General features: G+C 72.9%; 24 protein-coding genes. 13 read left to right on the top strand and 11 right to left on the bottom strand.

Annotation, left to right across the window (positions count from 1 at the left end; genetic code table 11):
* Positions 1 to 69: 69 nt before the first annotated feature.
* The 3 genes from H4696_RS10680 to H4696_RS10670 are packed head-to-tail and all read right to left on the bottom strand — an operon-like array spanning position 70 to position 4,402.
* Positions 70 to 1,821, bottom strand: coding sequence for an ABC transporter ATP-binding protein (locus H4696_RS10680; RefSeq protein ID WP_086863025.1), 1,752 nt, complete (start codon positions 1,819 to 1,821; stop codon positions 70 to 72).
* Positions 1,818 to 3,488 carry an ABC transporter ATP-binding protein gene (locus H4696_RS10675; protein WP_086863026.1) on the bottom strand — a complete coding sequence of 557 codons (1,671 nt, stop codon included), beginning with the start codon at positions 3,486 to 3,488 and terminating at the stop codon, positions 1,818 to 1,820. The genes H4696_RS10680 and H4696_RS10675 overlap by 4 nt, the downstream gene beginning before the upstream one ends.
* Before the next feature lie 53 nt (positions 3,489 to 3,541).
* Positions 3,542 to 4,402 carry a DMT family protein gene (locus H4696_RS10670; RefSeq protein ID WP_169735089.1) on the bottom strand — a complete coding sequence of 287 codons (861 nt, stop codon included), beginning with the start codon at positions 4,400 to 4,402 and terminating at the stop codon, positions 3,542 to 3,544.
* A gap of 44 nt (positions 4,403 to 4,446) precedes the next feature.
* Between H4696_RS10670 and H4696_RS10665 the strand changes: the two genes are divergently transcribed.
* Together H4696_RS10665 and srmL are read left to right on the top strand one after the other, a co-directional pair.
* Positions 4,447 to 4,959, top strand: coding sequence for a DinB family protein (locus H4696_RS10665; RefSeq protein WP_192782234.1), 513 nt, complete (start codon positions 4,447 to 4,449; stop codon positions 4,957 to 4,959).
* A 222-nt stretch (positions 4,960 to 5,181) separates the two neighbouring features.
* A complete protein-coding gene (gene srmL / locus H4696_RS10660; protein ID WP_192782233.1) occupies positions 5,182 to 6,318 on the top strand; it encodes a PheS-related mystery ligase SrmL in 1,137 nt (378 codons plus the stop codon).
* Here srmL and H4696_RS10655 read toward each other — a convergent pair.
* Entirely contained in the window at positions 6,274 to 6,843 is a 570-nt protein-coding gene (locus tag H4696_RS10655; RefSeq protein ID WP_086856646.1) for a TetR/AcrR family transcriptional regulator, read from the bottom strand. The two genes, srmL and H4696_RS10655, sit on opposite strands and share 45 nt — an antisense overlap.
* Positions 6,844 to 6,923: 80 nt before the next feature.
* Between H4696_RS10655 and H4696_RS10650 the strand changes: the two genes are divergently transcribed.
* Positions 6,924 to 7,898 carry a zinc-binding dehydrogenase gene (locus H4696_RS10650; RefSeq protein WP_086856645.1) on the top strand — a complete coding sequence of 325 codons (975 nt, stop codon included), beginning with the start codon at positions 6,924 to 6,926 and terminating at the stop codon, positions 7,896 to 7,898.
* On the opposite strand, the gene H4696_RS10645 is transcribed toward H4696_RS10650, so the two are convergent.
* Entirely contained in the window at positions 7,867 to 8,442 is a 576-nt protein-coding gene (locus H4696_RS10645; RefSeq protein WP_086856644.1) for a dihydrofolate reductase family protein, read from the bottom strand. The genes H4696_RS10650 and H4696_RS10645 overlap by 32 nt on opposite strands.
* Positions 8,443 to 8,539: 97 nt before the next feature.
* Between H4696_RS10645 and H4696_RS10640 the strand changes: the two genes are divergently transcribed.
* Positions 8,540 to 9,430: a LysR family transcriptional regulator gene (locus tag H4696_RS10640; protein ID WP_086856643.1), complete on the top strand. Its 891-nt coding sequence runs from the start codon at positions 8,540 to 8,542 to the stop codon at positions 9,428 to 9,430.
* On the opposite strand, the gene H4696_RS10635 is transcribed toward H4696_RS10640, so the two are convergent.
* Positions 9,427 to 9,726 carry a hypothetical protein gene (locus H4696_RS10635; protein WP_169734830.1) on the bottom strand — a complete coding sequence of 100 codons (300 nt, stop codon included), beginning with the start codon at positions 9,724 to 9,726 and terminating at the stop codon, positions 9,427 to 9,429. The genes H4696_RS10640 and H4696_RS10635 overlap by 4 nt on opposite strands.
* Positions 9,727 to 9,798: 72 nt before the next feature.
* Between H4696_RS10635 and H4696_RS10630 the strand changes: the two genes are divergently transcribed.
* From H4696_RS10630 to H4696_RS10605, 6 genes are all read left to right on the top strand, one after another.
* Positions 9,799 to 10,950, top strand: coding sequence for a helix-turn-helix domain-containing protein (locus H4696_RS10630; RefSeq protein WP_086856641.1), 1,152 nt, complete (start codon positions 9,799 to 9,801; stop codon positions 10,948 to 10,950).
* Positions 10,951 to 10,997: 47 nt separating this feature from the next.
* The gene (locus tag H4696_RS10625; protein ID WP_086856647.1) at positions 10,998 to 11,708 is read left to right on the top strand and encodes an MBL fold metallo-hydrolase; all 711 of its coding nucleotides are present in this window, start codon (positions 10,998 to 11,000) and stop codon (positions 11,706 to 11,708) included.
* Between the two features lie 125 nt (positions 11,709 to 11,833).
* Positions 11,834 to 12,649: an ABC transporter permease gene (locus tag H4696_RS10620; protein WP_086856640.1), complete on the top strand. Its 816-nt coding sequence runs from the start codon at positions 11,834 to 11,836 to the stop codon at positions 12,647 to 12,649.
* The gene (locus tag H4696_RS10615) at positions 12,634 to 13,320 is read left to right on the top strand and encodes an ABC transporter ATP-binding protein (protein ID WP_086856639.1); all 687 of its coding nucleotides are present in this window, start codon (positions 12,634 to 12,636) and stop codon (positions 13,318 to 13,320) included. The genes H4696_RS10620 and H4696_RS10615 overlap by 16 nt, the downstream gene beginning before the upstream one ends.
* Positions 13,307 to 14,317 carry an ABC transporter substrate-binding protein gene (locus tag H4696_RS10610; RefSeq protein WP_192782232.1) on the top strand — a complete coding sequence of 337 codons (1,011 nt, stop codon included), beginning with the start codon at positions 13,307 to 13,309 and terminating at the stop codon, positions 14,315 to 14,317. Before H4696_RS10615 ends, H4696_RS10610 begins: the two co-directional genes overlap by 14 nt.
* Positions 14,314 to 15,417 (top strand): LLM class flavin-dependent oxidoreductase, encoded by a 1,104-nt coding sequence (locus tag H4696_RS10605; protein ID WP_086856637.1) that lies wholly within the window; start codon positions 14,314 to 14,316, stop codon positions 15,415 to 15,417. The genes H4696_RS10610 and H4696_RS10605 overlap by 4 nt, the downstream gene beginning before the upstream one ends.
* Here the strand turns inward: H4696_RS10605 and H4696_RS10600 are convergent.
* From H4696_RS10600 to H4696_RS10580, 5 genes are all read right to left on the bottom strand, one after another.
* Entirely contained in the window at positions 15,414 to 15,998 is a 585-nt protein-coding gene (locus tag H4696_RS10600; RefSeq protein ID WP_086856636.1) for a class F sortase, read from the bottom strand. The genes H4696_RS10605 and H4696_RS10600 overlap by 4 nt on opposite strands.
* Positions 15,988 to 16,824, bottom strand: coding sequence for a DUF4397 domain-containing protein (locus H4696_RS10595; RefSeq protein WP_086856635.1), 837 nt, complete (start codon positions 16,822 to 16,824; stop codon positions 15,988 to 15,990). Before H4696_RS10595 ends, H4696_RS10600 begins: the two co-directional genes overlap by 11 nt.
* 17 nt (positions 16,825 to 16,841) lie before the next feature.
* Positions 16,842 to 18,665, bottom strand: coding sequence for a glycosyl transferase (locus H4696_RS10590; RefSeq protein WP_192782231.1), 1,824 nt, complete (start codon positions 18,663 to 18,665; stop codon positions 16,842 to 16,844).
* Between the two features lie 95 nt (positions 18,666 to 18,760).
* Positions 18,761 to 19,546 (bottom strand): IclR family transcriptional regulator, encoded by a 786-nt coding sequence (locus H4696_RS10585; RefSeq protein ID WP_086860036.1) that lies wholly within the window; start codon positions 19,544 to 19,546, stop codon positions 18,761 to 18,763.
* A 52-nt stretch (positions 19,547 to 19,598) separates the two neighbouring features.
* On the bottom strand, positions 19,599 to 20,189 hold the full coding sequence (locus tag H4696_RS10580; protein ID WP_086860038.1) for a TetR/AcrR family transcriptional regulator: 591 nt from the start codon (positions 20,187 to 20,189) through the stop codon (positions 19,599 to 19,601).
* Positions 20,190 to 20,274: 85 nt separating this feature from the next.
* Here H4696_RS10580 and H4696_RS10575 point away from each other — a divergent pair, with 85 nt between their 5' ends.
* The 3 genes from H4696_RS10575 to H4696_RS10565 all read left to right on the top strand — a co-directional run bounded on the left by H4696_RS10575 (position 20,275) and on the right by H4696_RS10565 (position 24,489).
* Entirely contained in the window at positions 20,275 to 21,192 is a 918-nt protein-coding gene (locus H4696_RS10575) for an oxygenase MpaB family protein (protein ID WP_086860040.1), read from the top strand.
* 9 nt (positions 21,193 to 21,201) lie between these two features.
* Entirely contained in the window at positions 21,202 to 22,227 is a 1,026-nt protein-coding gene (locus H4696_RS10570; protein ID WP_086860042.1) for an LLM class F420-dependent oxidoreductase, read from the top strand.
* Positions 22,228 to 22,476: 249 nt separating this feature from the next.
* Positions 22,477 to 24,489 carry a neutral/alkaline ceramidase gene (locus H4696_RS10565; RefSeq protein WP_086860043.1) on the top strand — a complete coding sequence of 671 codons (2,013 nt, stop codon included), beginning with the start codon at positions 22,477 to 22,479 and terminating at the stop codon, positions 24,487 to 24,489.

The raw sequence follows: 24,489 nt of genomic DNA, 5'->3' as shown, positions 1-24,489 counted from the left end.
GCAAGTCCGTGAATGCCACATTCACGGACACTACGTCCCTCGATGTGGCATTCACGGACTTCGGCCAGGTCAGGCGCGCTGGCCGGACCAAGCCGTCCAGAGCTTCGCGTACTGGCCGCCCGCCGCGACCAGTTCGTCGTGGGTCCCGGACTCCACCACGGCGCCCGCGTCCAGCACCACGATCCGGTCGGACGCCGCCGCCTGCGTCAGGCGGTGCGCCACCACCAGCGCCGTCCGTCCTTCCAGCGCGGCCGCGGCCGACGCCTCCAGCACCCGGGAGCCGGCGCTGCCCGCTTCCGCCGTGGCCTCGTCGAGGATCGCGATCGGCGGGTCGGCCAGCACCAGGCGGACCAGGGCGAGCTGCTGCGCCTGCGTGACGGTCAGCTGGTGGCCGCCTTCGCCGACGACCGTCGCCAGGCCGTCCGGCAGGGACGAAACCCAGGTCAGCGCGCCCACCTTCGCAAGCGCGGCCCGCAGTTCGGCGTCGGTCGCTTCCGGGCGCGCCAGCCTCAAGTCGTCGGCCAAAGGTCCGGCGAAGACGTGGACCTCCTGGCTGATCAGCGCGACCGTCCGGCGGGTGCCCGCCGGGCCCAGCTCGTCGAGCGGGACGCCGCCGAGGGTGACCGAACCCGTGCCCGGGCGGTGGATGCCGGCGATCAGCTTGGCCAGCGTCGTCTTCCCGGCACCGCTCGCCCCGACCAGCGCCACCCGTTCGCCGGGGGCGACGGCGAGGTCGACGTCGGCCAGCACCGGGTGACCGTCCACATAGGAGTACCCGATGCCCGCCGTCTTGACCGACGCGTCGACCGGCCGGGCCGGGCGCGCGGGGGACGCCTCCGCGGGGAGGTCGGCGACGCCGATCAGCCGCGCCAGGCTCGCCGCGGCCGCCTGCGCGTCGTCGACCAGCGCGAGCGCGGTCGTGATCGGCCCGAACAGGCTGTGGAAGTACAGCGCCGCCGCCGTCGCCACGCCGACCGACACCGCGTCCGCCCCGACGAGCAGGAATCCCATCGCCAGCACGGCCGACAGCCCGAGGAACTCGGCGAGGTTGAGCCGCGCGTAGAACCGCGTCACCAGCCGGATCCCGCGCAGCGCCAGCTCGACGGCGCCGTTCGAGCGCTGCCGCACCCGCTCGAGGTGCGCATCGGCGAGCCGGAACGCGCGGACCGTTTTCGCGCCGCCGATGGTGTCCAGGAGCTGCTGCTGTTGCGCGCCGACGGCCTCGCGTTGGCTGGCGTACAGCGGCTTCGCGCGCGGCACGTACCAGCGCACGGTCCACAGCTGGACCGGCACGGCCACCAGCGCGGCCAGCAGGAACCGCCAGTCGAGCACGGCCAGCGCGCCCAGCGTCAGGACGACGGTCAGCACCGACCGGCCCAGCTCGGGCAGCGCCTGCCGGACGCCTTCCGCGACGACGGAGACGTCGTTGGTCACTCGGGCGGTGAGATCGCCGGAGCCGGCCCGTTCGAGCTGTTCGAGCGGCAGCCCGAGGGCCCGTTCGACGAAACGCTCGCGCAGCTCGGCGAGGATCGTTTCGCCGAGGCGCGCCACCAGCGACACGCCGATGGCGGTCGCGACCGCCTGGGCCAGCGCGACCAGCACCAGGCCGACGACCGGCGTGACGAGGTCGGCGGCCGGGTGGTGCGTCGCGACCAGGTCGACGACGCGGCCGAGCAGGGGAGCGGTGAGCAGGCCGATCGCGGTCGCCGCGACGAGCATCGTGGCCGCCGCGGTCGTGCGGCCCTTGGCCCGGCCGAGCAGCTCGCCGACGACGGCGCGGATCCGGCGGCCGTCGGCCACGGGGAGGAGTTCACGGGTCATGACAGCACCGCCGCCCGGTAGTCGGCCCGGCCCGCCAGGTCGGCGTGGCTGCCTTCGCCCGTCACGCGCCCGTCGTCGAGCAGGACGACTCGGTCGGTCGCGGCGAGCAGCGCCGGGCTGGTGGTCACGAGGATGGTCGTGCGGCCGCGCCGCAGCTCCGCCAGTCCCGCGGCGATCCGCGCCTCGGTGACGGTGTCGACCGCGGTCGTCGGGTCGTGCAGCACCAGCACCGGCGCGTCCGCGGCGAGCGCGCGGGCGAGGGCGACCCGCTGGCGCTGCCCGCCCGACAGCGACCGCCCGCGTTCGGTGACGGCGGTCGCGACGCCGTCGGGCAGCGCGCTGGCCACCTCGTCGACGGCGGCCGCGGTCATCGCTTCGGCGGTCCTGGGCCCGGTTTCGACGTTCTCGGCGACGGTGCCGGCGAACAGGTCGGCGTCGTGCGCGGCGACCAGCACCACCTCCCGCACCCGGCTCGGGTCCACAGTGGACAGGTCGACCGAGTCGACCGACACCGAGCCGCTCGCCGGGTCGGCGGCGCGGCCGAGGCAGTCGAGCAGGTCCGTCGCGGCGGCCGGGTCGGTGGCGACCACGCCCAGCAGCTCACCGGGCCGGGCCTCGAAGCCGACGTCCCGCAGCGCGCCGCGGTTCAGCGCGGCCAGCTTGACGTGCCCGGCGGCCGGGACCGGCAGCGTGGCGTCGCCGGCACCGACGGCGGGCGGCGCGTTGAGCACGTCGGCGATGCGCGCGGCCGACGCCCGGCCCTGCGCGAGTTCGCCGTTGACCCACGAGAAGATCGTGAACGGCGTGATCAGGTACTGCGCGAGCCCGACCGCGGCGACCAGGTCGCCGACGCTGATGTCGCCCGCGGCGGCGAGGTTGCCGCCGACGAGCGCGACCACGGCGATGAAGACACCGGTGAGCGCGAGCAGCGCGCCGTTGTGCCAAGCCTGGGCGCGAGCGGCGCGCAGGGTCGCGTTGAGCGAGTCCTGGCTGGTGCGGCGGTAGCGGTCGACGGCGGCGCTTTCGGCGCCGACGCCCTTGAGCACGCGCAGCCCGGCGACGAGGTCGGTGGCGATGCCGGACGCGAAGGCGGAGCGCTCCTGCTCGGCCTCGCTGCGGCGCTCCAGGGGCTTGCCGATCAGGTGGGCCAGGTACAGCATCGGCGGCGTGCCGAGCAGCACTAGCAGGCCGAGCGGCAGCGACATGGTGAGCAGCGCGACGGCGCTGACCAGCAGCCCGGCCAGCCCGGCGGCGGCGAACGGCAGGACGCCGTTGACCGTGCCGACCCGCTTCGCGTCCGACGTCCCGATGCTCACCAGCTCCCCGGCCAGCGCACCGGAGTCCGCGACCCCGCCCGGGTGCAGCACCCGGCGTCCGACGTCGAGGCGGAGTTCGTGGGCCGCGCGCTCCGCGGCGCGTTCGCCTAAGCGCGCGCCCAGGCGGTAGCTGGTCGACAGCGCGGCGAAGAGGACACCCAGCACCGCGAGCCAGAGCAGGAGCGTGCTGACCGAACCGTCGGCGATGGCCTGGTCGATCACCACGCCGATCACCACCGGCACCAGCGCTTCGCCGCCCTGGTGGCACGCCGTCAGCAGCGCCGCGAGGGTCACCGATCGTCGTTGCCCGGCGATCGACCGGCGGAGGACTTCTCGTCCCGTCGTGCTCACCCGCGCCTCCCTGTCCGCGTCGTGGATAGGTAAGGCTAGTCTAAGTAAAAGAGTTACGGGAAAACGGTCGGCTTCGTCTCAGTCCGCGGCTCGGTGGCCGGTTCCCCGAACCGCGCCAGCGCGAGCGCGGCGGCCACGGCGAGCACGAACCCGGCGACGGCGACGACCGCGAACCCCGGCCGCGTGCGGTCGCCGAGCGCGAACACGCCGATCAGCGACGGGAAGACGGTCTCGCCGAGCACCATCATCGCGGTGGACGTGGTGACGCTCCCGCGTTGCAGCGCCGTCGCGTAGAACAGCATCGCCATCCCGCCCGCGACCGCGACGGTGTAGGTCGCGGGGTCGGTGAGCAGGTCGAGCGGCGCGAGGCTCGGGATGATCCGCCCGGCGATGGCGACGACCCCGAAGCTCAGTCCGGCGACCAGCCCGAGCGCCGGCGTCCGCACCCGCCGGTTCGCCTTCCCCGCGGCGATCCCGGCCCCGGCCAGCACGACGACCGCGCCGATCAGCCCCAGCCGGAACCCGAGCCCGACCGGATCGGACCCTTCGCTTTCGGCGGCCGCCCCGAGCAGCGCGAGCCCGGCGCAGACGACGGCCACGGCCGCCCATTCCCGCCGCCCGAGCCGCACCCCGAGGAACCGCGCGGCGACGGCCGTGACGGCGAGGCTCGCGGCGAGCGCGGCCTGCACGACGAACAGCGGCAGGACGTGCAGGGCGGCGATCTGCGCGACGAACCCCAGGACGTCCAGCGCCAGGCCGAGGACGAACTTCCACTGGCCGAGCACGCGCACGAGCAGTTTCGGATCGACGCCGTCGGCCCCGGTGTCGGTCGCCCGCGCGGCGACCGCCTGCATCACCGAAGCCACGCCGTACGCGATCGCCGCGCCCAGAGCGCAAAGCAGTCCCCACCACATGGCGATCACTCTATTTTGTCGGACCTGTGGGGTACGTTGCGGTCATGTCGAACACGAGTTCGAAGACGCACCGCCGCTGGCCCGCGAGGCTCGCGGCCGACGAACTGCGCCTCCAGCTGGACTTCCTGCAGTTCCTGCGCGCGACGGCGGTGAACAAGCTGGCGGGCCTGACGACGGACCAGGCGGCGGCGACCCCGTTGCCGACTTCGCCACGGATGAGCGCGCTGGGGGTGGTGAAGCACCTGACGGCGGTGGAGCGCTGGTGGCTGTGCATCGAGGCGGGTGGGGCGGACCTGCCGTCGCTGTGGGCGGGGACGCCGGACCCGAGCTGGGACCTGGCGGAATCCGACACGCCGGAGTCGGTGGTGGCCGCGTACCGGGCGGAGTGGGGGCGGGCGGAGAAGGCGTTGCGGCGGCTGGGGCCGGATGACCGGACCCGGAGGAGGGGGGAGTTCACGGTGCGCTGGGTGGTGGCGCACGTGGTGCAGGAGACGGCGCGGCACGTGGGGCACCTGGATGTGCTGCGGGAGCTGGCCGACGGGGAGGTGGGCGAGTGAGGGAAGAGAAAACGACGTGACGTTGCCACTAGCCTGGATGTGTGGCCGTCGTCGCGGAGTACCGCCGATTTACCGGCCCCCTGGCCCTCGTGCCGGCGGGGTTCCGGTGCCACGCCCACCGTCGGCTGACGGGCGCGAAACAGCGGACGCACTGACCTCGCCGGGTGCCGGGCCAGGGGGAGCCATTTCCCTCACCAGCCCGCTCATCCCGGAGGTCCCGTCATGCCCGAACCACTCACCCCCGCCCAGCTCATCCGTGATCTCGCCGTCCGCGATCTCACCGACGCGCGGGCCGGGGCGCACGCCGTACAACTCGTCGTCGCCCAGGCCGTCGAGGCACTGAGCAGCCTCTGGCCGACCGGCATCCGTCTTTGGCCCGGCGATCGGATCGTCACCATCGCCGACAACTACGACAACCTCGGTTACGACCCCGCCGACGTCACCCGCGATGCCCGCTACACCCGGTACGTCGACGACGGCCACGTCCTGCGCAGCCATTCCACCGCCATGGTCCCCGCCGCGCTGCGGGCCCTCGCCGCCTGCCCGGCCGACGACGTCCTGCTCGTCTGCCCCGGGATCGTCTACCGGCGGGACAGCATCGACCGGCTGCACACCGGCACGCCCCACCAGCTCGACCTGTGGCGGATCACCCGCCACCCCACCGGCCGCGCCGACCTCGAGGACATGGTCGCCGCGCTCGTGCCGGGCCTGAAGTGGCGGCTCGAGCCCCGGCGTCATCCGTACACAGTGGACGGTGCGCAGCTCGACGTCGAGCAAGACGGCCGCTGGGTGGAGGTCGCCGAGTGCGGGCTCGCGCACCCCGCCGTGCTGGCGCGTGCCGGCCTCGGCTCCGAATGGTCCGGGCTCGCGCTCGGCATGGGGCTCGACCGGATGGTGATGCTGCGCAAGGGCATCCCCGACATCCGGCTCCTGCGGTCGGCCGAGCCGGCCGTCGCCGCGCAGCTGACCGACCTCGCGCCCTACCGGCCGGTGTCGGCGCTGCCGCCGGTACGCCGTGACCTGTCGATCGCGGTCGACGCGGGCGACCGGGCCGAAGACCTCGGCGACCGGGTCCGGGACGCCCTCGGCGACGAAGCCGACGTCGTCGAGTCGGTCGAGATCCGCCAGGAGACGCCGTGCGCGGACCTGCCGCCGGCCGCGCTCGCCCGGCTCGGGGCCCACCGCGGGCAGCGGAACCTCCTGGTCCGCCTGGTGCTCCGCCCGCTGGGCGCCACCTTGTCCGACCATGAGGCCAACGTCCTGCGAGACCGCGTGTACGCCGCCCTGCACCGGGGGAGCGGCCACCAGTGGGCGTCAGGCCCGCAGGCCCCGGATCGCGAGAGCGGCGAAGCGCCGTGAAGCCGCGACGCGCGCCGCCGGTGACGCGGCCTGGATGCCGCCGTTCGCCATGAGCACCAGGATCACGTCGGCCAGTTCGACGTCGGGGCGCAGGTGACCGGCGTCCCTGGCCCGGCGGGTCAGCTCCCCGAGCGACTTCACCGCGCGTTCGCGGTCCCCCGCGAAGTCCAGGGCGTGCGGGAACTCGGCCATGAACGCCGCGGTGAAGCCCCGGTCGCGGGCGTGCAGCTTGCACAGCTGCTCGAGCACCGTGGTGAACCCGCGCCACGGATCGGGGTCGCCGAGGCCCTCGTCGACGAGCGTGTAGCACGCGCGCATCTGGTCGGCGAACGCCTCGGTGGCCAGCGCTTCCTTCGTCGGGAAGTGGCGGTACAGGGTCGCCGGGCCGACGTCGGCCCGGCGGGCGATCTCGCGCATCGGCACCGCCAGGCCGTCGACCGCGAACACCGCGCGGGCCGCTTCGAGGATGCGTTCGCGGTTGTCCCGGGCGTCGGAGCGCAGGACGTGAGACAAAACCTCGGTCACTCCCTCACTTTAGCCAACCGGACGGGGGCGTCCGTTAGCGTCCGCGGTCGACCATCCATTCCGGAACGACGGAGAAGACAGTGAAAGCAGTCGCGGTGCAGGAATTCGGCGGTCCCGAAGGGCTGGCCGTCGTCGACCTCGCGGTCCCGAGCCCGGCCGGCGGGCAGGTGCTGATCAGCACCGAAGCGATCGGCGTCGGCGGCGTCGACGTCGTGATCCGCAGCGGTGCGCTCGGGGACCACGGGTTCCAGGCCGGTCACGTCCTCGGCGGCGAGATCGCCGGCACGGTGGCCGCGGTCGGCGACGGCGTCGACCCGGCCTGGCTGGGCCGGCGGGTCTGGGCCTTCACCGGCGTCGGCGGCGGTTACGCCGAGCAGGCGGTCGCTTCCGTGGAGACGCTCGTCCCGCTCCCGCCCGCCGTCTCGCCCGTCGACGCCGTGACGCTCGGCAGCTCGGGCATGGTCGCCCACTTCGGACTGCGCCACGCGCACTTCGCCCCGGGCGAGTCGGTGCTGGTGCGCGGCGCGGCCGGCGGCATCGGCATCATGGCGGTCCAGCTGGCGGCCCGCGGCGGCGCCGGGAGGATCGCGGTGACGACGTCGTCGCCCGAGCGCGGCGAGCGCCTGCGGGAACTGGGCGCGACCGAGGTGCTCGGCCGCGACGGCGGGGGAGCCGGGGGCTTCGACGTCATCTTCGACATCGTGGCCGGCCCGGACCTCCCGTCGTTCTTCGGCAAGCTCAACCCCAACGGGCGCCTGGTGGCCGTCGGCGTGATGGGCGGCTACCCGCCCGCCGACTTCGGGAAGGAGCTGCTCGCGGACTTCCGGAAGTCGTTGTCCTTCGCGACGTTCAGCGCGGACACCGTGCCGATGGCCGACCGGTCCGCCGTCACCGCCGATCTCTTCGCCGGCGGCCTGCGGGCGGTCGTGCACGAGGTGCTGCCACTGGAACGGGCCGAGGCGGCGCACCGGAAGCTGGACGTGGGCGAGGTCTTCGGCCGGCTCGTGCTCACCACCGGGAATTTCAGCGGAGCACGCGATACCGCAGGTGCGTGACCGACGGCGTCGAGCGCCCGTCGATCTGCTCGAGGTTCAGCGGGGGTACGCCGTCGAACAGCCGGACGCCGGCGCCGAGCGTGAACGGTGAGATGTGCAGCCGCAGCTCGTCGATCAGGCCCGCGGCGAGGTACTGGTTGACGGTCGTCGCGCCGCCGTGGACGGAGATGCCGCCGTCCCCGGCGGCTTCGCGCGCGCGATCCATCGCGGCCTCGATGCCGTCGGTGACGAAGTGGAGCGTGGTGCCGCCGGCCATCGGCTGCGGTTCGCGCGGGTGGTGGGTCAGCACGAACACCGGCCCGTGGTAGGGCCGGTCCCACTCGCCGCGCACCGGGCCGAACATGTTGCGCCCCATGATGAACGCCTTCGCCGTCATCATGTGGTCGAACTCGGCGGGGTGCTCGTCGTGGCCTTCGCCGTACCAGGCGTGCAACCGGTCGCCCCAGCCGTCGCCGCCGTCGTCGCCGAACGGGCGCTGCTCGGTCTGGTGGTGCCCGGCCGCGTAGCCGTCGAGCGTGATCGTGAGGTCGCAGGTGACCGTCATCGTCGTGCCTTCCTCGGGGTCGGCACCCAGGATGGCCCGGGCGGGGACATGACGTCCAATGCCAATCCGGCCGACGAAGCATTGATATCGTCGATGAATGCTCAGCCTGGTCCAGCTCAAGGTCCTGGCCGCGGTGGCTCGCCACGGCTCGGTGACCGCCGCAGCCCGCGAGCTGCACTATTCGCAGCCGTCGGTGAGCCACCACCTGTCCCGGTTGGAGGCGGCGACCGGCGCCAAGCTCGTCCAGCGCGCCGGCCGCGGCATCCGCCTGACCCCGGAAGGGCGGCTGTTGGCCGGCCGCGCGGCCGAGATCGTCGGCCGCGCCGACGCGGCGGCCACCGAGCTGGCCGCCCAGGTCGGCCTGCGCGCCGGCCGCGTCCGGCTGGCGGCCAACGCGTCCGTGCTGAGCACCCTCGTCCCGAAGGCGGCCGCCGCACTGGCGCACGACCACCCGGGGTTGGAACTGAGCCTGGTCGACCAGCACCCGGTGGAAGCGCTGGACCTGCTGCGCCGCGGCGACATCGACGTCGCAGTGGTCTTCCAGCACGCCGGCGCCCGCCTCGAGGAGGAAGGCGTCCGGTTCCGCCACCTCGCCGACGACCCGATCCACCTCATCAGCCGCCATCCGGCCGACGAGCCGGCCGCCCACCGCGATTCCGCCTGGATCGGCGGCTGCGACCGCTGCCGGGCGGAACTGGACGTGGTGTGCGGCCAGGCGGGCTTCAGCCCGCGCATCGCTGCCTTCAGCGACGACATGGTGGTGGTCCAGTCCCTGGTCGCGGCGGGCCTCGGCGTCGCCACGCTGCCGGGCCTCGCGCTGGCGGCCCACCGCCGCCCGGACATCCACACGACCGAACTGCCGGGCGTCCACCGCCGCATCCACGCCGCCACCTACGGAGACCCGCCGGACCCGCCCGCCGTCGCCGCCGTGCTGGCCGCGCTGACCGCGGCGGCCGCGCCGGGTGCGGGCGGACCTCAAGGTGCCTAGCGGCTTTGCCGGGTGTGCTGCTGCGGGATGCCGCGTTCCCGCCGATACAGCGAATCGCAGGGCGGGCAGGCCGTCGGCACGCCGTGATCCCGGCGTTGGCCGAGCGGCCGGAACGCAGCCGACGCGGTGACCCCGCACAGCATCGTGACGCGCTGGCCGGCCTGCGGGATGCCGGTCAGCCGAGTCCGGTGCCACTTCCCGTCGACGACCGGATGGATGGCCTCCGGGTCGATGTAGATCACCGCGTCCTGGTGGGCGCCCTGGACGGGCTGTGGAGTCAGCAGTTGATCACGCATGGTCAGAGAATCTACAAACGCGCCGTTCACAAACGTTTCCTCGGAGGAAACCTGGGTGGGTAGCATGCCGGTATGGACTCGATCGGCGTCACCATTCGACGGTTCCGGCGCTGGCGAGGTATGTCGCTCGAACAGCTGGCCGGGCTGTCCGGCTTGTCGAAGGGGTACCTGTCCAAGATCGAGAACGAACGCTCGGCCATCGACAAGCGCTCGACCCTCGTGGCGATCGCCGGGGCGCTGCGCGTCAGCTTGTACGACATCACCGGCGATGGTCTGGAGATCCGTGATCCGCAGGCCGGCACCGCCATCCCGGCGATCCGCGACGCGCTGCTGAGCACGGACCTCGACGGCACCGAACCCCCGGTCGGTGAGCTCGCCGTCCTTCTGGCGGAGACACAGTTGCTCGCCGCGCTCCGGCAGGCGAATCAGGACGCCGAGGTAGGGGCTCGGCTTCCTGATCTGCTGGTGGCACTTCACACCCACGCTGAAAAACCCGAAGCCTTGCGTTCGCTGGTCACGGCGACCCACACCACCGCTCTTCTCACGAAGGGGCTCGGCGCTTTCGAGCTGGCCTGGATCGCCGCGGAACGCGGGCACGAAGCTGCTCAGCGGCTGGGAGAGCCCGGCTGGGTCGGTCTCGCCGAGTTCGCGCGTACGCAAGCCTTGTCGGGACTCGGCGCGCACAAACGTGCGGCGAAGCTCGCCGAACGGGCTCTCGACGACATCCCGGCCGATGCCTACGACGTGCGCGGGGCGCTCACTTTGACCACGGGCTACACCGAGTCGGTGCTGGGCGGGGACGCGACCGCGGCCCTCGACGAAGCGGCCGGCCTGGCTGAGCACGTGGCGCACGGGAACAGGAACTTCCTGCTGTTCAGTCCGGCCAATGTCGTCCTCTGGCGCATCTCGTCCGCACTGGAGCGCGGGGATCACGCCGAAGCCGCTCGGCTCGCCGAGACCCTCGATCCGGCGGAACTGGCCATCGACTCGCGCCGGACGACGTTCCTGATCGAGCACGCACGTGCGCTGTACGGCATCCGCAGGCCGGACGAAGAGGTGGTGTCGCTGCTCATCCGTGCGGAGAAGCTCGGGCACATCCGCACCCGGAGCAATCCCTTCGTGAGAGAGATCATCTCGACCATGCTCGCTCGCACGCGCCGGGAAGGTGTGGCCCGTGAGGTGCGCGGCATGGCGGATCGGATGGGGCTGCTCAAGCCCGCTTGACACTGTTCATCGCAGGCGCGCGGCGGCCGGACCGTAGGGTGTCCGGCATGACTGATCGGCTCTACTTCCGGCAGCTGCTCGCCGGCCGCGACTTCGCCGTCGGGGACTCCGTCGCCACGCAGATGCTGAACTTCGCCTACCTGATCGGCGACCGCGAAACCGGGGACGCGGTCATCGTCGATCCCGCGTACGCCGTGCAGGATCTGCTGGATGTGCTGGCGGGCGACGGGATGCGGCTGACCGGCGTGCTGGCGACGCACCACCACCCCGATCACGTCGGCGGGGACATGCTCGGCTTCTCGCTGCCCGGTATCGCCGAGCTGCTCGCCGTCCAACCGGTGCCGATCCACGTCAACGGGGCCGAGACCGAGTGGGTCAAGCGGGTCACCGGGGTGTCCGGGACGGACCTGCGCGCGCACGACCACGACGACGTCCTCGAAGTCGGAGCCATCCCGATCCGCCTGCTGCACACGCCCGGGCACACGCCGGGCAGCCAGTGCTTCCTCGTCGAGGGCAAGCTCGTCTCCGGGGACACCCTGTTCCTCGAAGGCTGTGGCCGCACCGATTTCCCCGGCGGCGACGCCGAAGAGATCTACCGCAGCCTGCAGCAGCTCGCCGGGCTCGCCGGAGATCCGGTCGTCTACCCCGGGCACCAGTACTCGGCGGAGCCGTCGGCCGCGCTGTCGGAAGTGAAGCGCAGCAACTTCGTCTACCGGCCGCGGTCGCTCGCCGAATGGAAGGTCATGTTCGGCGGCTGAGCCAAGTCGTTCCACGGGCTGAAACACGGGGCGTTCACGGAGTGGGCGCGGATTGACTTCGCTTCCCGGGGACCGGAAGGTCGGGGCCACGCAAGCGAAGAAACCCCTGTCCCCGGGAGAAATCCGTGTCGATTTCCACCACGGGCGTGCTCACGCGCGTCCGGCCGGCCGGTCCTCGGCCACCGCGCAAGGCGCGGCGCCTCGACCTCCGGCGCTGGATCAGCCCGGTGGTGCTCGTGGCCGCCTGGCAGCTCGCGAGCGCCACCGGCGCCCTGCCGCCCGACAAGCTCAGTTCACCGTGGACGGTCGTGCAAGCCGGCGCCGAAGTCGCGCGCAGCGGCGAACTCGGGACCGCGTTCGCGGTTTCGCTCGGCCGGGTCGGCGCCGGGTTCGCGATCGGCGCGGCCGTCGGGGCGGTGCTCGGCATCGTGTCGGGGCTGTCCCGCTGGGGTGAGGTGCTGGTCGACCCGCCGGTGCAGATGCTGCGCACGCTGCCCTTCCTCGGCCTGATCCCGCTGTTCATCCTGTGGTTCGGCATCGGCGAGGAAACGAAGATCGTGCTGGTCGCGCTCGGCGTGGCCTTCCCGCTCTACCTCAACGTCCACTCGGGAATCCGCGGCGCCGACCCCGACCTCGTCGAAGCCTCGCGGGCACTCGGGTTCAGCCGCGCGGAACGGCTCTGGCACGTCGTCATCCCCGGCGCGCTGCCGCAAGGGCTCGTCGGGCTGCGGCAGTCGCTCGGCATCGCCTGGCTCGCGCTGATCGTCGGCGAGACGGTCAACGCCGACGCCGGCGTCGGCTACCTCATCAACAACGCGCGCGAGTTCCTGCGCACCGACGTCGTGGTCGTCGGCCTGGTCCTGTACGCCCTGCTCGGCCTGGTCACCGACGCGCTGGTCCGGCTGCTCGAACGGAAGGTGCTGCGGTGGCGAACCCGGTAGCCGAGGTCCGCGGCCTCACGAAGCGGTTCGGCGACCGCACCGTCCTCAGTGGACTCGACCTGACCGTGGAGCGCGGCGAGTTCGTCGCCCTGCTGGGCCGCAGCGGCTCCGGCAAGTCGACGCTGCTGCGCGTCCTGGCCGGCCTCGACGGCGACCTCGAGGGCAGCGCGGTCGTCACCGGGACCGTCTCGGTCGCGTTCCAGCAGCCGCGGCTGCTGCCGTGGCGGAAGGTCTGGCGCAACGTCGTCCTCGGCTTGAAGTCCGGCGACCGCGCGCTGGCAGAGAAAGCGCTTGCCGAGGTCCGCCTGGCCGAGCACGCCGACGACTGGCCGCTCACGCTGTCCGGCGGTGAGGCACAGCGCGTGTCACTGGCCCGCGCGCTCGTGCGCGAACCCGACTTGCTGCTGCTCGACGAACCCTTCGGCGCCCTCGACGCGCTGACCCGCATCGCGATGCACGGCCTGGTGCTGGATCTCTGGCGCCGGCACGGGCCGGGCGTGCTGCTGGTGACCCACGACGTCGACGAGGCCCTTCGCCTCGCCGAACGGGTGCTGGTGCTCGACGGCGGCCGGATCGTGGCCACCCACCGGCCACGCGAAACCGATGACCACGACGACCTCCGCCGCCGGGTGCTGGCGGACCTGGGAGTGACCGAAGATGCTGTGGCGTAAAGGAATGGCGGCCGTCGCGGCCGCGCTGGTGCTGGCCGGGTGCGGCTCGGCGACCGGCGCCGACCAGGCGGCCGTGCCGGGGCCGGTGAGCGCGGCGGACCTGGCGAAGGTGACGCTCAAGGTCGGCGACCAGAAGGGCGGCGTCAAGTCGCTGCTCACCGCGGCCGGCCAGCTGGACGGGACGCCGTACAAGATCGAATGGGCCACCTTCACCTCCGGCCCGCCGCTGCTCGAGGCCGCGTCGGCCGGCGCGATCGACACCGGCCGTGTCGGCAACACGCCGCCGATCTTCGCGGCCGCGGCGAAGGCGAAGATCAAGGTGATCGGCGTTTCGCGCAGCAACGTCGAACGGGAAGCGCTGCTGGTCCCGCCGGACTCGCCGCTGCGGACCGTCGCCGAGCTGAAGGGCAAGACGATCGGCGTCGCCAAGGGCAGCTCGGCGCACGGCCAGCTGCTGAACACCCTGCACAACAACGGCTTGTCCACAACGGACGTGAAGCTGAACTTCCTGCAGCCGTCGGAAGCCTACGCCGCGTTCACCCAGCACACGATCGACGCCTGGGCGATCTGGGACCCCTACACCGCGCAGGCGCAGATCGAAGCGCAGGCCCGGGTGCTGGCCGACGGCCGGGGCGCCTCGAACGGCCTCGGCTTCCTGACCGCGAGCACCGCGGCGCTGGCCGACCCCGGCAAGAACTCGGCGCTGCGCGACTTCGCCGTGCGGGTGGTCAAGGCGCAGAAGTGGGCCGACACGCACCGCGCCGAGTGGGCCCAGGCCTGGGCGAAGGAAACCGGGCTGAAGCTCGAAGTGGCGCGGAAGGCCGTCGACGCCGGGCGTGACCTGCCGATCGCGCTGGACGACTCCGTGGTGGCGTCCGAACAGCAGCTCGCGGACGCCTTCACCGCAGAGAAGACGCTGCCGGGCAAGGTGGACTTCGCCGCGTTCGCCGACCGGCGGTTCGCCCCCGATCTGGACCAGGCCAGGAGCAACGGATGAGCATCAGGCTGCACTGGTTCCTGCCCACCAGCGGCGACGGCCGCACGATCGTGGAACGCTTCCACGCCAACCGGTCCCAGGGCCCGTCGGCACAGCGCGAACCGGATCTCGACTACCTCGCCCAAGTCGCCCGGGCCGCCGAACGGCAGGGCTTCGAAGGGGTCCTGACCCCGACCGGCACGTGGTGCGAAGACGCGTGGCTGACCACGGCCGCACTGATCCGGGAGACGACCCGGCTGAAGTTCCTGGTCGCGTTCCGCCCCGGCGTCATCTCGCCGACGCTCGCCGCGCAGATGGCGGGGACGTTCCAGCGCCTTTCGGGCGGGCGGGTGCTGCTCAACATCGTCACCGGCGGCGACGCCGTGGAGCAGCGGCGCTTCGGCGACTGGCACGACCACGACGCCCGCTACGCGCGCACCGACGAGTTCCTGACGATCGTGCGCGGAGTGTGGTCCGGGCAGCCGTTCACGTTCGAAGGCGAGCACTTGCGGGTCGAAGGCGCGACGACGCTGGCCGCGCCGGACCCGGTGCCGCCGATCTACTTCGGGGGCTCGTCGCCGGCCGCGCTGCCGGTCGCGGCGCGGCACGCCGACGTCTACCTGACCTGGGGCGAGCCGCCCGCGCAGGTCGCGGAGAAGATCGGCAAGGTGCGCGAGCTGGCCGGCGACCGGCCGATCCGGTTCGGCGTCCGGCTGCACACGATCTCGCGCGACACCTCGGCCGAGGCCTGGGCGGAGGCGCAGAAGCTGCTGGACGCGCTGAGCCCGGAGCAGGTCGCCAAGGCGCAGGCGCAGCTGGCGGCGAGCGAGTCGGTGGGGCAGCAGCGGATGGTCGCGCTGCACGGCGGACGCACCGACGGCGGCGTCCGCGGCCTGGAGATCCACCCGAACCTCTGGGCCGGGGTCGGCCTGGTCCGCGGGGGTGCCGGGACGGCGCTGGTCGGCAGCCACGGCGAGGTCGCGGACCTGATCGAGGAGTACCACAGCGTCGGCGTGACCGAGTTCGTGCTGTCGGGCTACCCGCACCTGGAGGAGGCGTACTGGTTCGGCGACGGCGTCCGGCCCGAGCTGGCGCGGCGCGGGCTGATCAAGGAGGCCTAGCCCCAGCGGGTCGAGGCGTAGACGACGATGTTGTCGCGGTACGAGCGTTTCGCCGCGTCGAAGCTGCCGCCGCAGGTGATGAGCCGCAGCGCGCTGCCAGGCGCAGGCCCGTACACCGCGCCGGTCGGGAACGCGTCCTTCGGGTAGCGCTGGACGGCGTCGACGACGAACCGGGTCTCCTGGCCGTCCGAGCGCGCGACGAACACCTGGTCGCCGCTGTGCAGGTCGCGCAGCCGGAAGAACGGCGCCGGGCCGGCGCGGGAGTCGACGTGCGCGGCGATCACCGCCGGGCCTGGGTCACCCGGCACCGGCCCGGCGGCGTACCAGCCGACGTCTTCGAAGCGCGCGGGCGCCTCGAGCCGCTGGTCCGCGCTCAGTCCGAGCGGGACCAGCGCGGCCGCGTCGACGCCGATGGCGGGGATGCGCAGCCGCACCGGGCGGACGTCGGCCGGGACGGGCAGCGGCAGGGGCCCGGTCGCCGCCGGGGGCGCGGGCGGGAGCGAAACGGCGGGTGGTGGCGCCGCTGAACAGCCCCCGGCCAGCAGGGCCGCGACGAGTAGCGCGCCGAGGTCAGCGCGCACGGGACGCCCGGCGTCCCACGAAGAGCGCGGCCAGCAGCCCGGCCGCCGCGAGCGCCGGCCAGAGCGGGCTACCGGACGACGGCGCGGTGCCGCCACCGCCGGTCTCGACGCCCAGCTTCGGCGGGTCGGGCAGCGACGCACCGTCGGCGATGGGGGTCGCCTTCAGCGCTCCGGAGTTCTCGGTGACCAGCAGCGTCGTCGACGAGCCGGCCTTGACGTCGACCTCGGCCGCCGACTTCACCGCGCCGCCGGAAAGCTGCAGCGGCCAGCGCCCGGCCGGAACGTCCACATAGGACGATGTCTGGCCGTACGCCGCGTCCCTGGCGAGCGTGACGCCCCGCGGTCCGGCCACGGTGACCGGTGCGATCGCCGCCGACCCTTCGACCACCCGGACCCGGCCCTTGCCCGCGGCGGGCGCGCTGAGGTCGTCGGACACCAGGTCGCCCTTGAGCGTGCCGTCCGGGCCGTTCGCGAACACCAGCAGCGAGTAGGCGCTGCGCTCGGCGACTTCGATGGTGGCCGACAGCGCGGGCGGCGTGCTCGACGAGGCGTCGGCGGGCCGCATCGACAGCGTGTACTTGCCGGGGTCGAGCGAGGAGTACGGCGTGACGGCGCCGTAGCCGGCCTTGCGGATGACGACCTTCTCGGCCTGCCCGAAGGGGGCGAAGTAGATGTCGACCGGCGGGACCTTCGGCGACAGGTGGCCGACCCGGATCCAGCCGACGCCCGGGCCGGGGGCCGTCGCCGCCTCGGCCGTCACCGGCGTCAGGGCGACGAGCAGGAGGGCCGCGGCGGTCAGCCCGCCGGGTCTGAGCAGGGTGCGCATGGGAAGCCCTTTCGCCGTCAGGGGGAGGAGAACGGGAGCAGCAGTCCCGGCGGAGCGAACAGCGGGTAGGTGACGAGCACGCCGCCGGTGGTTTCGCTGACCGAAGACGGGCGGAACAGGTCGCGCTGGCCGGTGTAGAACGCGCTCACCGCGTCCTTGCCCGCCGTCAGGAGCACCTGACGGCGCGGCTGCCCGGCGGGATCTTCGCCGGGTACGGCGGGGAACGCCCCGACGCTGACCGGCCGGATCGCCGCCAGCGCGGCGATCGTCGCGATCAGCCGCGGGTCCACGCGACCCTCGCGCAGCACGGCGGCGGCGTCCGGGGGCAGGGCGATCCGGTCCGACGCGGCCAGGGCTTCCCCCGCGTGGACGCGGGCGGACTCCTCCGACGGCGCGGCGGGGTCGGCGGCCCGGAGGCCGAGCCGGGACACGGTGACCGACCGGTCGCCGTCGCCGAAGACCGCCGTCACGCCCGCTTCGGCCAAGACGACGCCGAGGGCGGGGTAGCGGCCGCGGGGATCGGTCGTGCCGTCCGCGAAGACCGCCCATTCGACCGGCGGGCAGCCGCCCGCGCACGCGGCGGGCGGGACGAGCAGCCCGGTCGGCCAGCCGGCGTCGGCGAGTTCGGCCCAGGCGCCGTCGTCGACCAGCACCCGGGCGCCGGAAGCGTTGGCCCGCAACCACTGCTGTGCTTGGGCGAGCGGCCCGCCGCGGTCGGCCGCCGGCCGCAAGGCCGGGTAGCCGTACGCCCAGCCGGCCGCGACCACGGCGACGAGGACGACCGGTACCAGCGTCGTCCCGGGACCGCGGCCGGGCTGCCACCGGTGGGCCGTGGGGCGTGGCGGCGACGCGGTTTGGACGACCGCGGCCAGCAGCAGCGGGGTGAGGGGGACCAGCATGGCGAGCACGGCGGTGGCCGGTACCCCGGGGACGAGCAGGGCCGCCACGAGGAGCAAGCCGGACACCGCGAACGGCCGCAAGGCGGTCACGGCGAGCGCGGCCACCAGCGCGACGGTCGAGAGCACCGCCCACGCCGGATCGAGAGCGATCCAGTCGGTGACCGTCGGCCGGCCGCGGTCGGCGAGGTGCGGCCGGAGTGCGGCGGCCGCCGGGCCGAACGCGAGGCCCAGCCCGAGGTTGAGCAGCACCGCCACCAAGGCCGCGCGGACGGGCGCGCGCCGCACCAGCAGCCAGCCCGCCGCAGGCAGGAAGACCAGCGCCAGCGGCGAGGTGAGCACGGCGACGAGGAGACAGACTGCGGCCAGGGCGTCGTGCCGGATCCGCGCGCCGGGCCGGGTGATGAGCACCAGCGCGCCCAGCGCCCACACGACCGCCAGGTGCTCGACGACGACCAGCCGCTGCAGGCCGAGCGCGAGCGGGGACGCCGCGAGCAGCAGCACCGCGGCCGCCGCCGCCCACCGCGTCAAGCCGAGCCGGCGCGCCAGGAACCACAGCAGCAGGGCGCTGAGCAGCGCGGCGACGAGCACGGCCTCGCGGACCGCCGCGAGTGCCGTCGCCGAGCGCCCGAAGGCGTCGGTGACCATCGTGTAGGCCGAGAGCTGCCACCAGCCGAACCGGCTGATCCCGGCCCCGCCCGCGTCGGTGAACGGGGTCAGGTGACCGAGGGCGTAGGCGTGGGCGACGTTCGCGGCTTCGGCGGGCAGGGCCGGCGCGGGCGCGGCCAGGTAGAGCACCCGGAGGCCACCGGCCAGCGCCAGGAGCGCGAGCACGATGTCGAGCGACAGCAACCGGTGCGCGGCGGAGAAGCCGGTGACCGCCGGCCCGGGAATTGTCGCGGGGGAGCGGGCCGGGCCGGTCGTTCCCCGGCTGTGCTGGGCCATTGGACGGATCGTAGCCCCTCCCGATCAGTCGTCCAGCTCGGGACGATTACGTCAGCCGGACGGCCTAGGCACCGCGAAAGCCTTGTCCCGCAAGATTATTTCCGACTGTCCCGAGTGGACCCGGAGAGTGTCCTGGTCAGCGCGAGCGCGACCGTCCGGACGGCGGGCGCGACCCGTTCGGTCCGCATCCGGTTGGCCCAGCCGGAAATCGAGACGGCGGCGACCGCGACGCCGCGGGAGTCGAGCAGCGGGCTGGCCGCGCACACGACGCCGACGCCGGATTCCTCGCGCTCCAAGGCGATCCCGTCCTCGCGGATCCGCGTGAGCTGACGGCGGAGCAGGCCGGGCGCGGTGATCGTCTTCGGGCTCATGCGGGGCAATCCGGCGTCGATCACCTGGTTCACCACGGATTCCGGAGAGAAAGCGAGGATCGCCTTGCCGACCCCGGTGGCGTGCGCGGGGAACCGGCCGCCGATGCGGGACGGCAGCGTCGGCGCGTCCGGGCCGCGCAGGACGTCGAGGTAGACGACTTCGGTGCCTTCGAGGATCGCGAGGTGGACGGTGTTGCGCGTCGCCTCGCGCAGGTCGGCGAGGTAGGGCCGGGCCGCCTCGACCAGGCCCCGGCGGGGTGAGGCCAGTTGGCCGATTTCGAACAGCCGCAGTCCGAGCCGCACCGAGCCGGCTTCGCGCTCGAGGAGGCCGGTGCCGGTGAGGTGCCCGACGAGCCGGTGCACCGTCGTCTTCGCCAGCCCGGTCCGGCGGGCCAGCTCGGAAACGCCGAGCGTCTCGTCACCCGGCCGGAAGGCCTCCAAGAGTGCGGCGAGCCGGGCCGCGACGAGGCCGTCGCCACTCGCGCCGTCGTTCCGCCCAGCGGTACGCATGGGTTGAGTGTGCCCGATCACCCGCGCGAGTGTCACGAGGTCGGAGGTGAGGTCAGTGGTCGTCGGCGCCGAGCACGAGTTTCACGCAGTGGGCGACGAGCCGCTCGCGCGAGACCTTCAGCGAGCCGTCGAGGTAGGCGATGAAGACGTTGCTCAGCGCGCCGACCAGCCCGACGGCGACCATCTGGCGTTCGGTCTCGTCGCCGTGGGACAGCTGTTCCCCGACGAGCGCGGCGAAGACCGGCAGCAGGTGCAGCCCCCGGCGGGTGAGCGCGGGGTCGGTCAGCGGGGCGAGCAGCAGGACCCGGCCCCGGCGCGGGTCGTCGACGATGAGCTCGACGAACGCGCGCACGGCGTTCTCGGCCCGGCGGACCGGGCTCGGCGCGTCCCGCACGGCGGTCACGAGCGCCTGCCGCGCCTGCTCCCCGACGTGCTCGTACACCGCCGCGACCAGCTCTTCGCGGTCGGCGAAGCTCTCGTAGAAGTAGCGTTCGGTCAGCTTCGCGTGCCGGCACACCGCGCGGACGCTCGTCCCGGCCGAGCCTTCGGTGCCCAGCAGCTCGAGGCCCGCGGCCACGAGCTGCTCGCGCCGCAGCGCCTTCCGGTCGTCCAGGGTCGTGCCCGCCCACGTGCGGCCCGGCATGATCACTCCTCGGTTGACTACGTGTGTTGTCAGATCCTAGCCTGACAACACACGTAGTCAGTTCGACTCGACGAGGAGTGTGCCGATGACGCCGGAGCCACTGGGTCCTGACTCGCTGACGTGGAAGTACTTCGGCGACTGGCGTGGCCTGCTCATCGCGCTGTGGGCGGGGTCGATGCAGAACATGCACCCCGGTCTCGGCGCCGGCGTCGAGCAGCACTCGCGGTTCTTCGAAGAGCGCTGGCAGCGGCTGTTCCGCTCGCTCTACCCGATCGGCGGTGTCGTCTACGACGGCCCGCGGGCGCACGCGACAGCGCTGGAAGTGCGCGGCTACCACGACCGCATCAAGGGCGTCGACGCGCGAGGCCGGCGCTACCACGCGCTCGACCCGGACACCTACTACTGGGCGCACTCGACGTTCTTCGTCAGCACGATCCTCATCGCCGACCACTTCATGGGCGGGATCGGCGAGGCCGAAAAACGCCGGTTGTTCGACGAGCACGTCACGTGGTGGCGGATGTACGACATGACCATGCGGCCGGTGCCGGAGAGCTGGGAGGACTTCCAGCGCTACTGGAAGCACATGTGCGCCGAGGTCCTGGAGGACAACAAGGCCACGCGGGACGTCCTCGACCTGCGGGGGATCGCGAAACCGCCGTTCCTGCCCTGGCTGCCGGACCCGCTCTGGCGGCCGCTGAGCGCGCTGATCGCGCGCAATTTCGTGTGGCTGACCACCGGGCTCTACGACCGCGAGATCCGCGACCTGCTCGGCCTGCGCTGGTCCGAGCGCGACGCGCGGCGGCACCGGCGGGTCGGCAAGCTGATCAACGCCGTGTTCAAGCTCGTCCCGCACGACCGCCGCTACCACCCGCGGGCCCGCGCCGGCTGGCGCCGCGTGCGCGGCGAGGTGGCTCCCGGCGCGCCCTTGGTCGAGACTCCACGGAGGAACCTGCCCCCGCTGTCCGAGCGGGGCAAGCTCGAGCACTACGCGCCGAACGTCTAGGAGGCATTCGTGAAGCTGGGATTCCACGTCGGGTACTGGGGCAGCGGCCCGACCCCGGGCGCGCTGGAGGCCGTGCTGAAGGCCGAGGAGCTCGGCTTCGACTCGGTGTGGACGGCGGAGGCGTACGGCTCGGACGCGTTCACGCCGCTGGCCTGGTACGGCGCCTCCACCAGCCGGATCCGCCTCGGCACGAACATCGTGCAGATGGCCGCGCGCACGCCGACGGCCACGGCGATGAGCGCGATGACCCTCGACCACCTGTCGGGCGGCCGGATGGTTCTCGGGCTGGGCGCGTCCGGCCCGCAGGTCGTCGAGGGCTGGTACGGCCAGCCGTACCCGAAGCCGCTCGCCCGCACGCGCGAGTACGTGGACATCGTCCGGCAGGTGATCGCCCGCGAGGCGCCCGTGACCCTGGACGGCGCCCACTTCCAGCTGCCGCTGCGCGGTGGGACGGGCCTCGGCAAGGCGCTGAAGCCGACGGTGCACCCGCTGCGCAAGGAGATCCCGATCCACCTGGCCGCGGAGGGCCCGAAGAACGTCGCACTGGCCGCGGAAATCGGCGACGGCTGGCTCCCGTTGTTCTTCTCGCCCAAGAGCAACGCCTTCTACAAGGCAGCCCTGGAGGAGGGCTTCGCGCGCGAAGGGGCGCGGCACACGCTGGAGACGTTCGAGGTGCCGTGCTCGATCCCGGTGATCGTGCACGACGACGTCGAAGAGGCGGCGTCGTGGATCAAGCCGTCGCTGGCGCTGTACATCGGCGGGATGGGCGCGAAGACGGTCAACTTCCACCACGACGTCTTCGCGCGGCTGGGGTACGAGGACGTGGCGGACAAGGTGCAGGAGCTGTACCTGGCCGGGCGCAAGGAGGAAGCGACGGCCGCGATCCCGACGTCGCTGGTGGAGGACACCTCGCTGATCGGCCCGCCGGCGAAGATCCGGGACGAGCTGCAGGCGTGGGAGGAGACGGTGGTGACCCAGCTGCTGCTGCGCGGGGACGCGGCGACGCTGACGAAGATCGCGGACGCGCTGGGCTGACCCGGTCTCCTGACGGGCGCGGTGGCGTCTTGAATGACTCATTCAGGTCTTCGGAGGTCCTGAATGAGTCATTCAAGACCTTTGCCGAACTCGCCGCACGTGAGTTCGGGCGGAGCCGGTGTCGCGGGAAACGCCGCTCGCCGGTGCCTGCGCCGGCGTTGCCGGTACTTTCGCCGGGTTGCCCGGGTAACCGGGGTCACGTACGGTCCCGACTAACGCGAAAGTCGTTCACGTTAGTCGGGAGACCGTATGCCGGTGAGCCGTCGTCACGTCCTGGCCGGAGCCGCCGCGCTCCCGTTCGCCGCCACGCTCGGCGGCCTCGGCGGGAGAGCCGCCGAGGCCGCCGAGCCGGAGCTGCGGGTCGGCGTCGGGATCGGGGACGTCACCGGGCCCGCCGCCGAGAACGGCATGATGGGTTACTCCATGCCGCAGCAGCAGACCGCCGGCATCCACCTGCGCACCCGGGCCCGCGCCTTCATCGTCGACGACGGCGCGCACCGGATCGTCTTCGTCACCGCCGAGCTGGGCGCGCTGTTCCAGTCCGTGCACCAGGGCGTCCTGCGCGAACTCGCGAAGAAGTACGGCGCGCGCTACACCGAGCAGAACGTCCTGCTCAACGCCACCCACACCCACTCGGCCTGCGGCGGCGACTCGCACTACGCGGCGTACGACCTGTCGATCCTCGGCTTCCAGCAGCAGACCTACGACGCCGTCGTCGCCGGGATCGTCGACGCCATCGGCCGGGCGCACGACGACCTCAAGCCCGGCGAGCTCAGCCTCGGCCGCACCGAGCTGACCGAGGCCAGCGCCAACCGGTCGCGGGTCGCCTTCGAGCGCAACCCCGACAAGGACCACTTCCCGCTCTCGATCGACCCCGCGGTCACCGTGCTGCGCTTCCGCCAAGGCGGACGGGACGTCGGCGCGATCACCTGGTTCGCCACCCACGGCACGTCGATGAGCAACGGCAACCACCTGATCAGCAGCGACAACAAGGGCTACGCCGCCTACGCGTGGGAGCACGACCACGCCGGCGTCCGCTACCTCGACGGCCCGCCCGGGTTCGTCGCCGCCTTCGCCCAGACCAACTCCGGCGACATGACGCCGAACCTGAACCTGAAGCCGGGTACGCCCGAGACGGAGTTCGAGAACACCCGCCGGATCGGCGAACTCCAGTTCCAGGCGGCGAAACGCGCGTTCGACGCGGCGGGCGAAAAGGTCACCGGCGGCGTCGGCCACCGGATGACCTACGTGGACATGTCCGCCGTCGACGTGGCCCCGGAATTCACCCCGGACGGCCGCCCGCACCGCACCTGCACCGCCGCGATCGGCGTCTCCATGCTGGCCGGCAGCACCGAGGACGGCCCGGGCCTGCCGCTGCCCGAAGGCATCAAGAACCCGTTCATCGACTGGCTCGGCGGCATCGACGCGCCGATCCCGCAGGCCTTGGCGGACGCGCAGGCGCCGAAGGTCGTCGCGGTGCCGTTCGGGGCGATGCAGCCGTACCCGTGGGCGCCGGAGGTGCTGCCGCTGCAGCTCGTCCGCATCGGACAGTTGCACCTGGTCGCCGGGCCCGCCGAGTACACGATCGTCGCCGGGCTGCGGATCCGGAAGACCGTCGCTTCGGTGCTGGGAGTGCCGCTCGAGAACGTCCTGATGCAGGGTTACGCCAACGCCTACAGCCAGTACGTGACGACGCCGGAGGAGTACGACTCGCAGCAGTACGAAGGCGCGTCGACGCTCTTCGGCCGCTACACGCTCCCGGCGTACCAGCAGGAGTTCGCGAAGCTCGCCGCCGCGCTGAAGGCGGGTACGGACGTGCCGCACGGGCCGGTCCCGCGTGACCTGCGCGGCAAGCTCGTCAATTTCCAGCCCGGCGTCGTCTTCGACAGCGCGCCGCTGCTCAAGAGCTTCGGCGACGTCGTCACCGACGCGAAGAGCAGCTACCGGCGCGGCGAGCAGGTCTCGGTCGCGTTCGTGACCGGCCACCCGAAGAACGACCTGCGCCGCGACGGGACGTTCCTGGAGATCCAGCGGTACGCGGACGGCCGCTGGGTCCGCTACGCCGACGACGGCGACTGGGCCACGAAGTTCCGCTGGACCCGCACCTTCGTGAGCGAGTCCCGCGCCGAAGTCACCTGGGACATCCCCGCCGAGACGCCGGTCGGCAAGTACCGGGTGGTCCACTTCGGTGCCTGGAAGCACGGGATCACCGGCGCCATCGCCCAGCTCAGCGGGACCTCCCGCGCCTTCGTCGTCTCCTGA

This window comes from Amycolatopsis lexingtonensis, from assembly GCF_014873755.1.
GTDB lineage: Bacteria > Actinomycetota > Actinomycetes > Mycobacteriales > Pseudonocardiaceae > Amycolatopsis > Amycolatopsis lexingtonensis.
The sequence above is the reverse complement of the archived record's forward strand: the minus strand, read 5'-3'. Positions and strand labels throughout refer to the sequence as shown.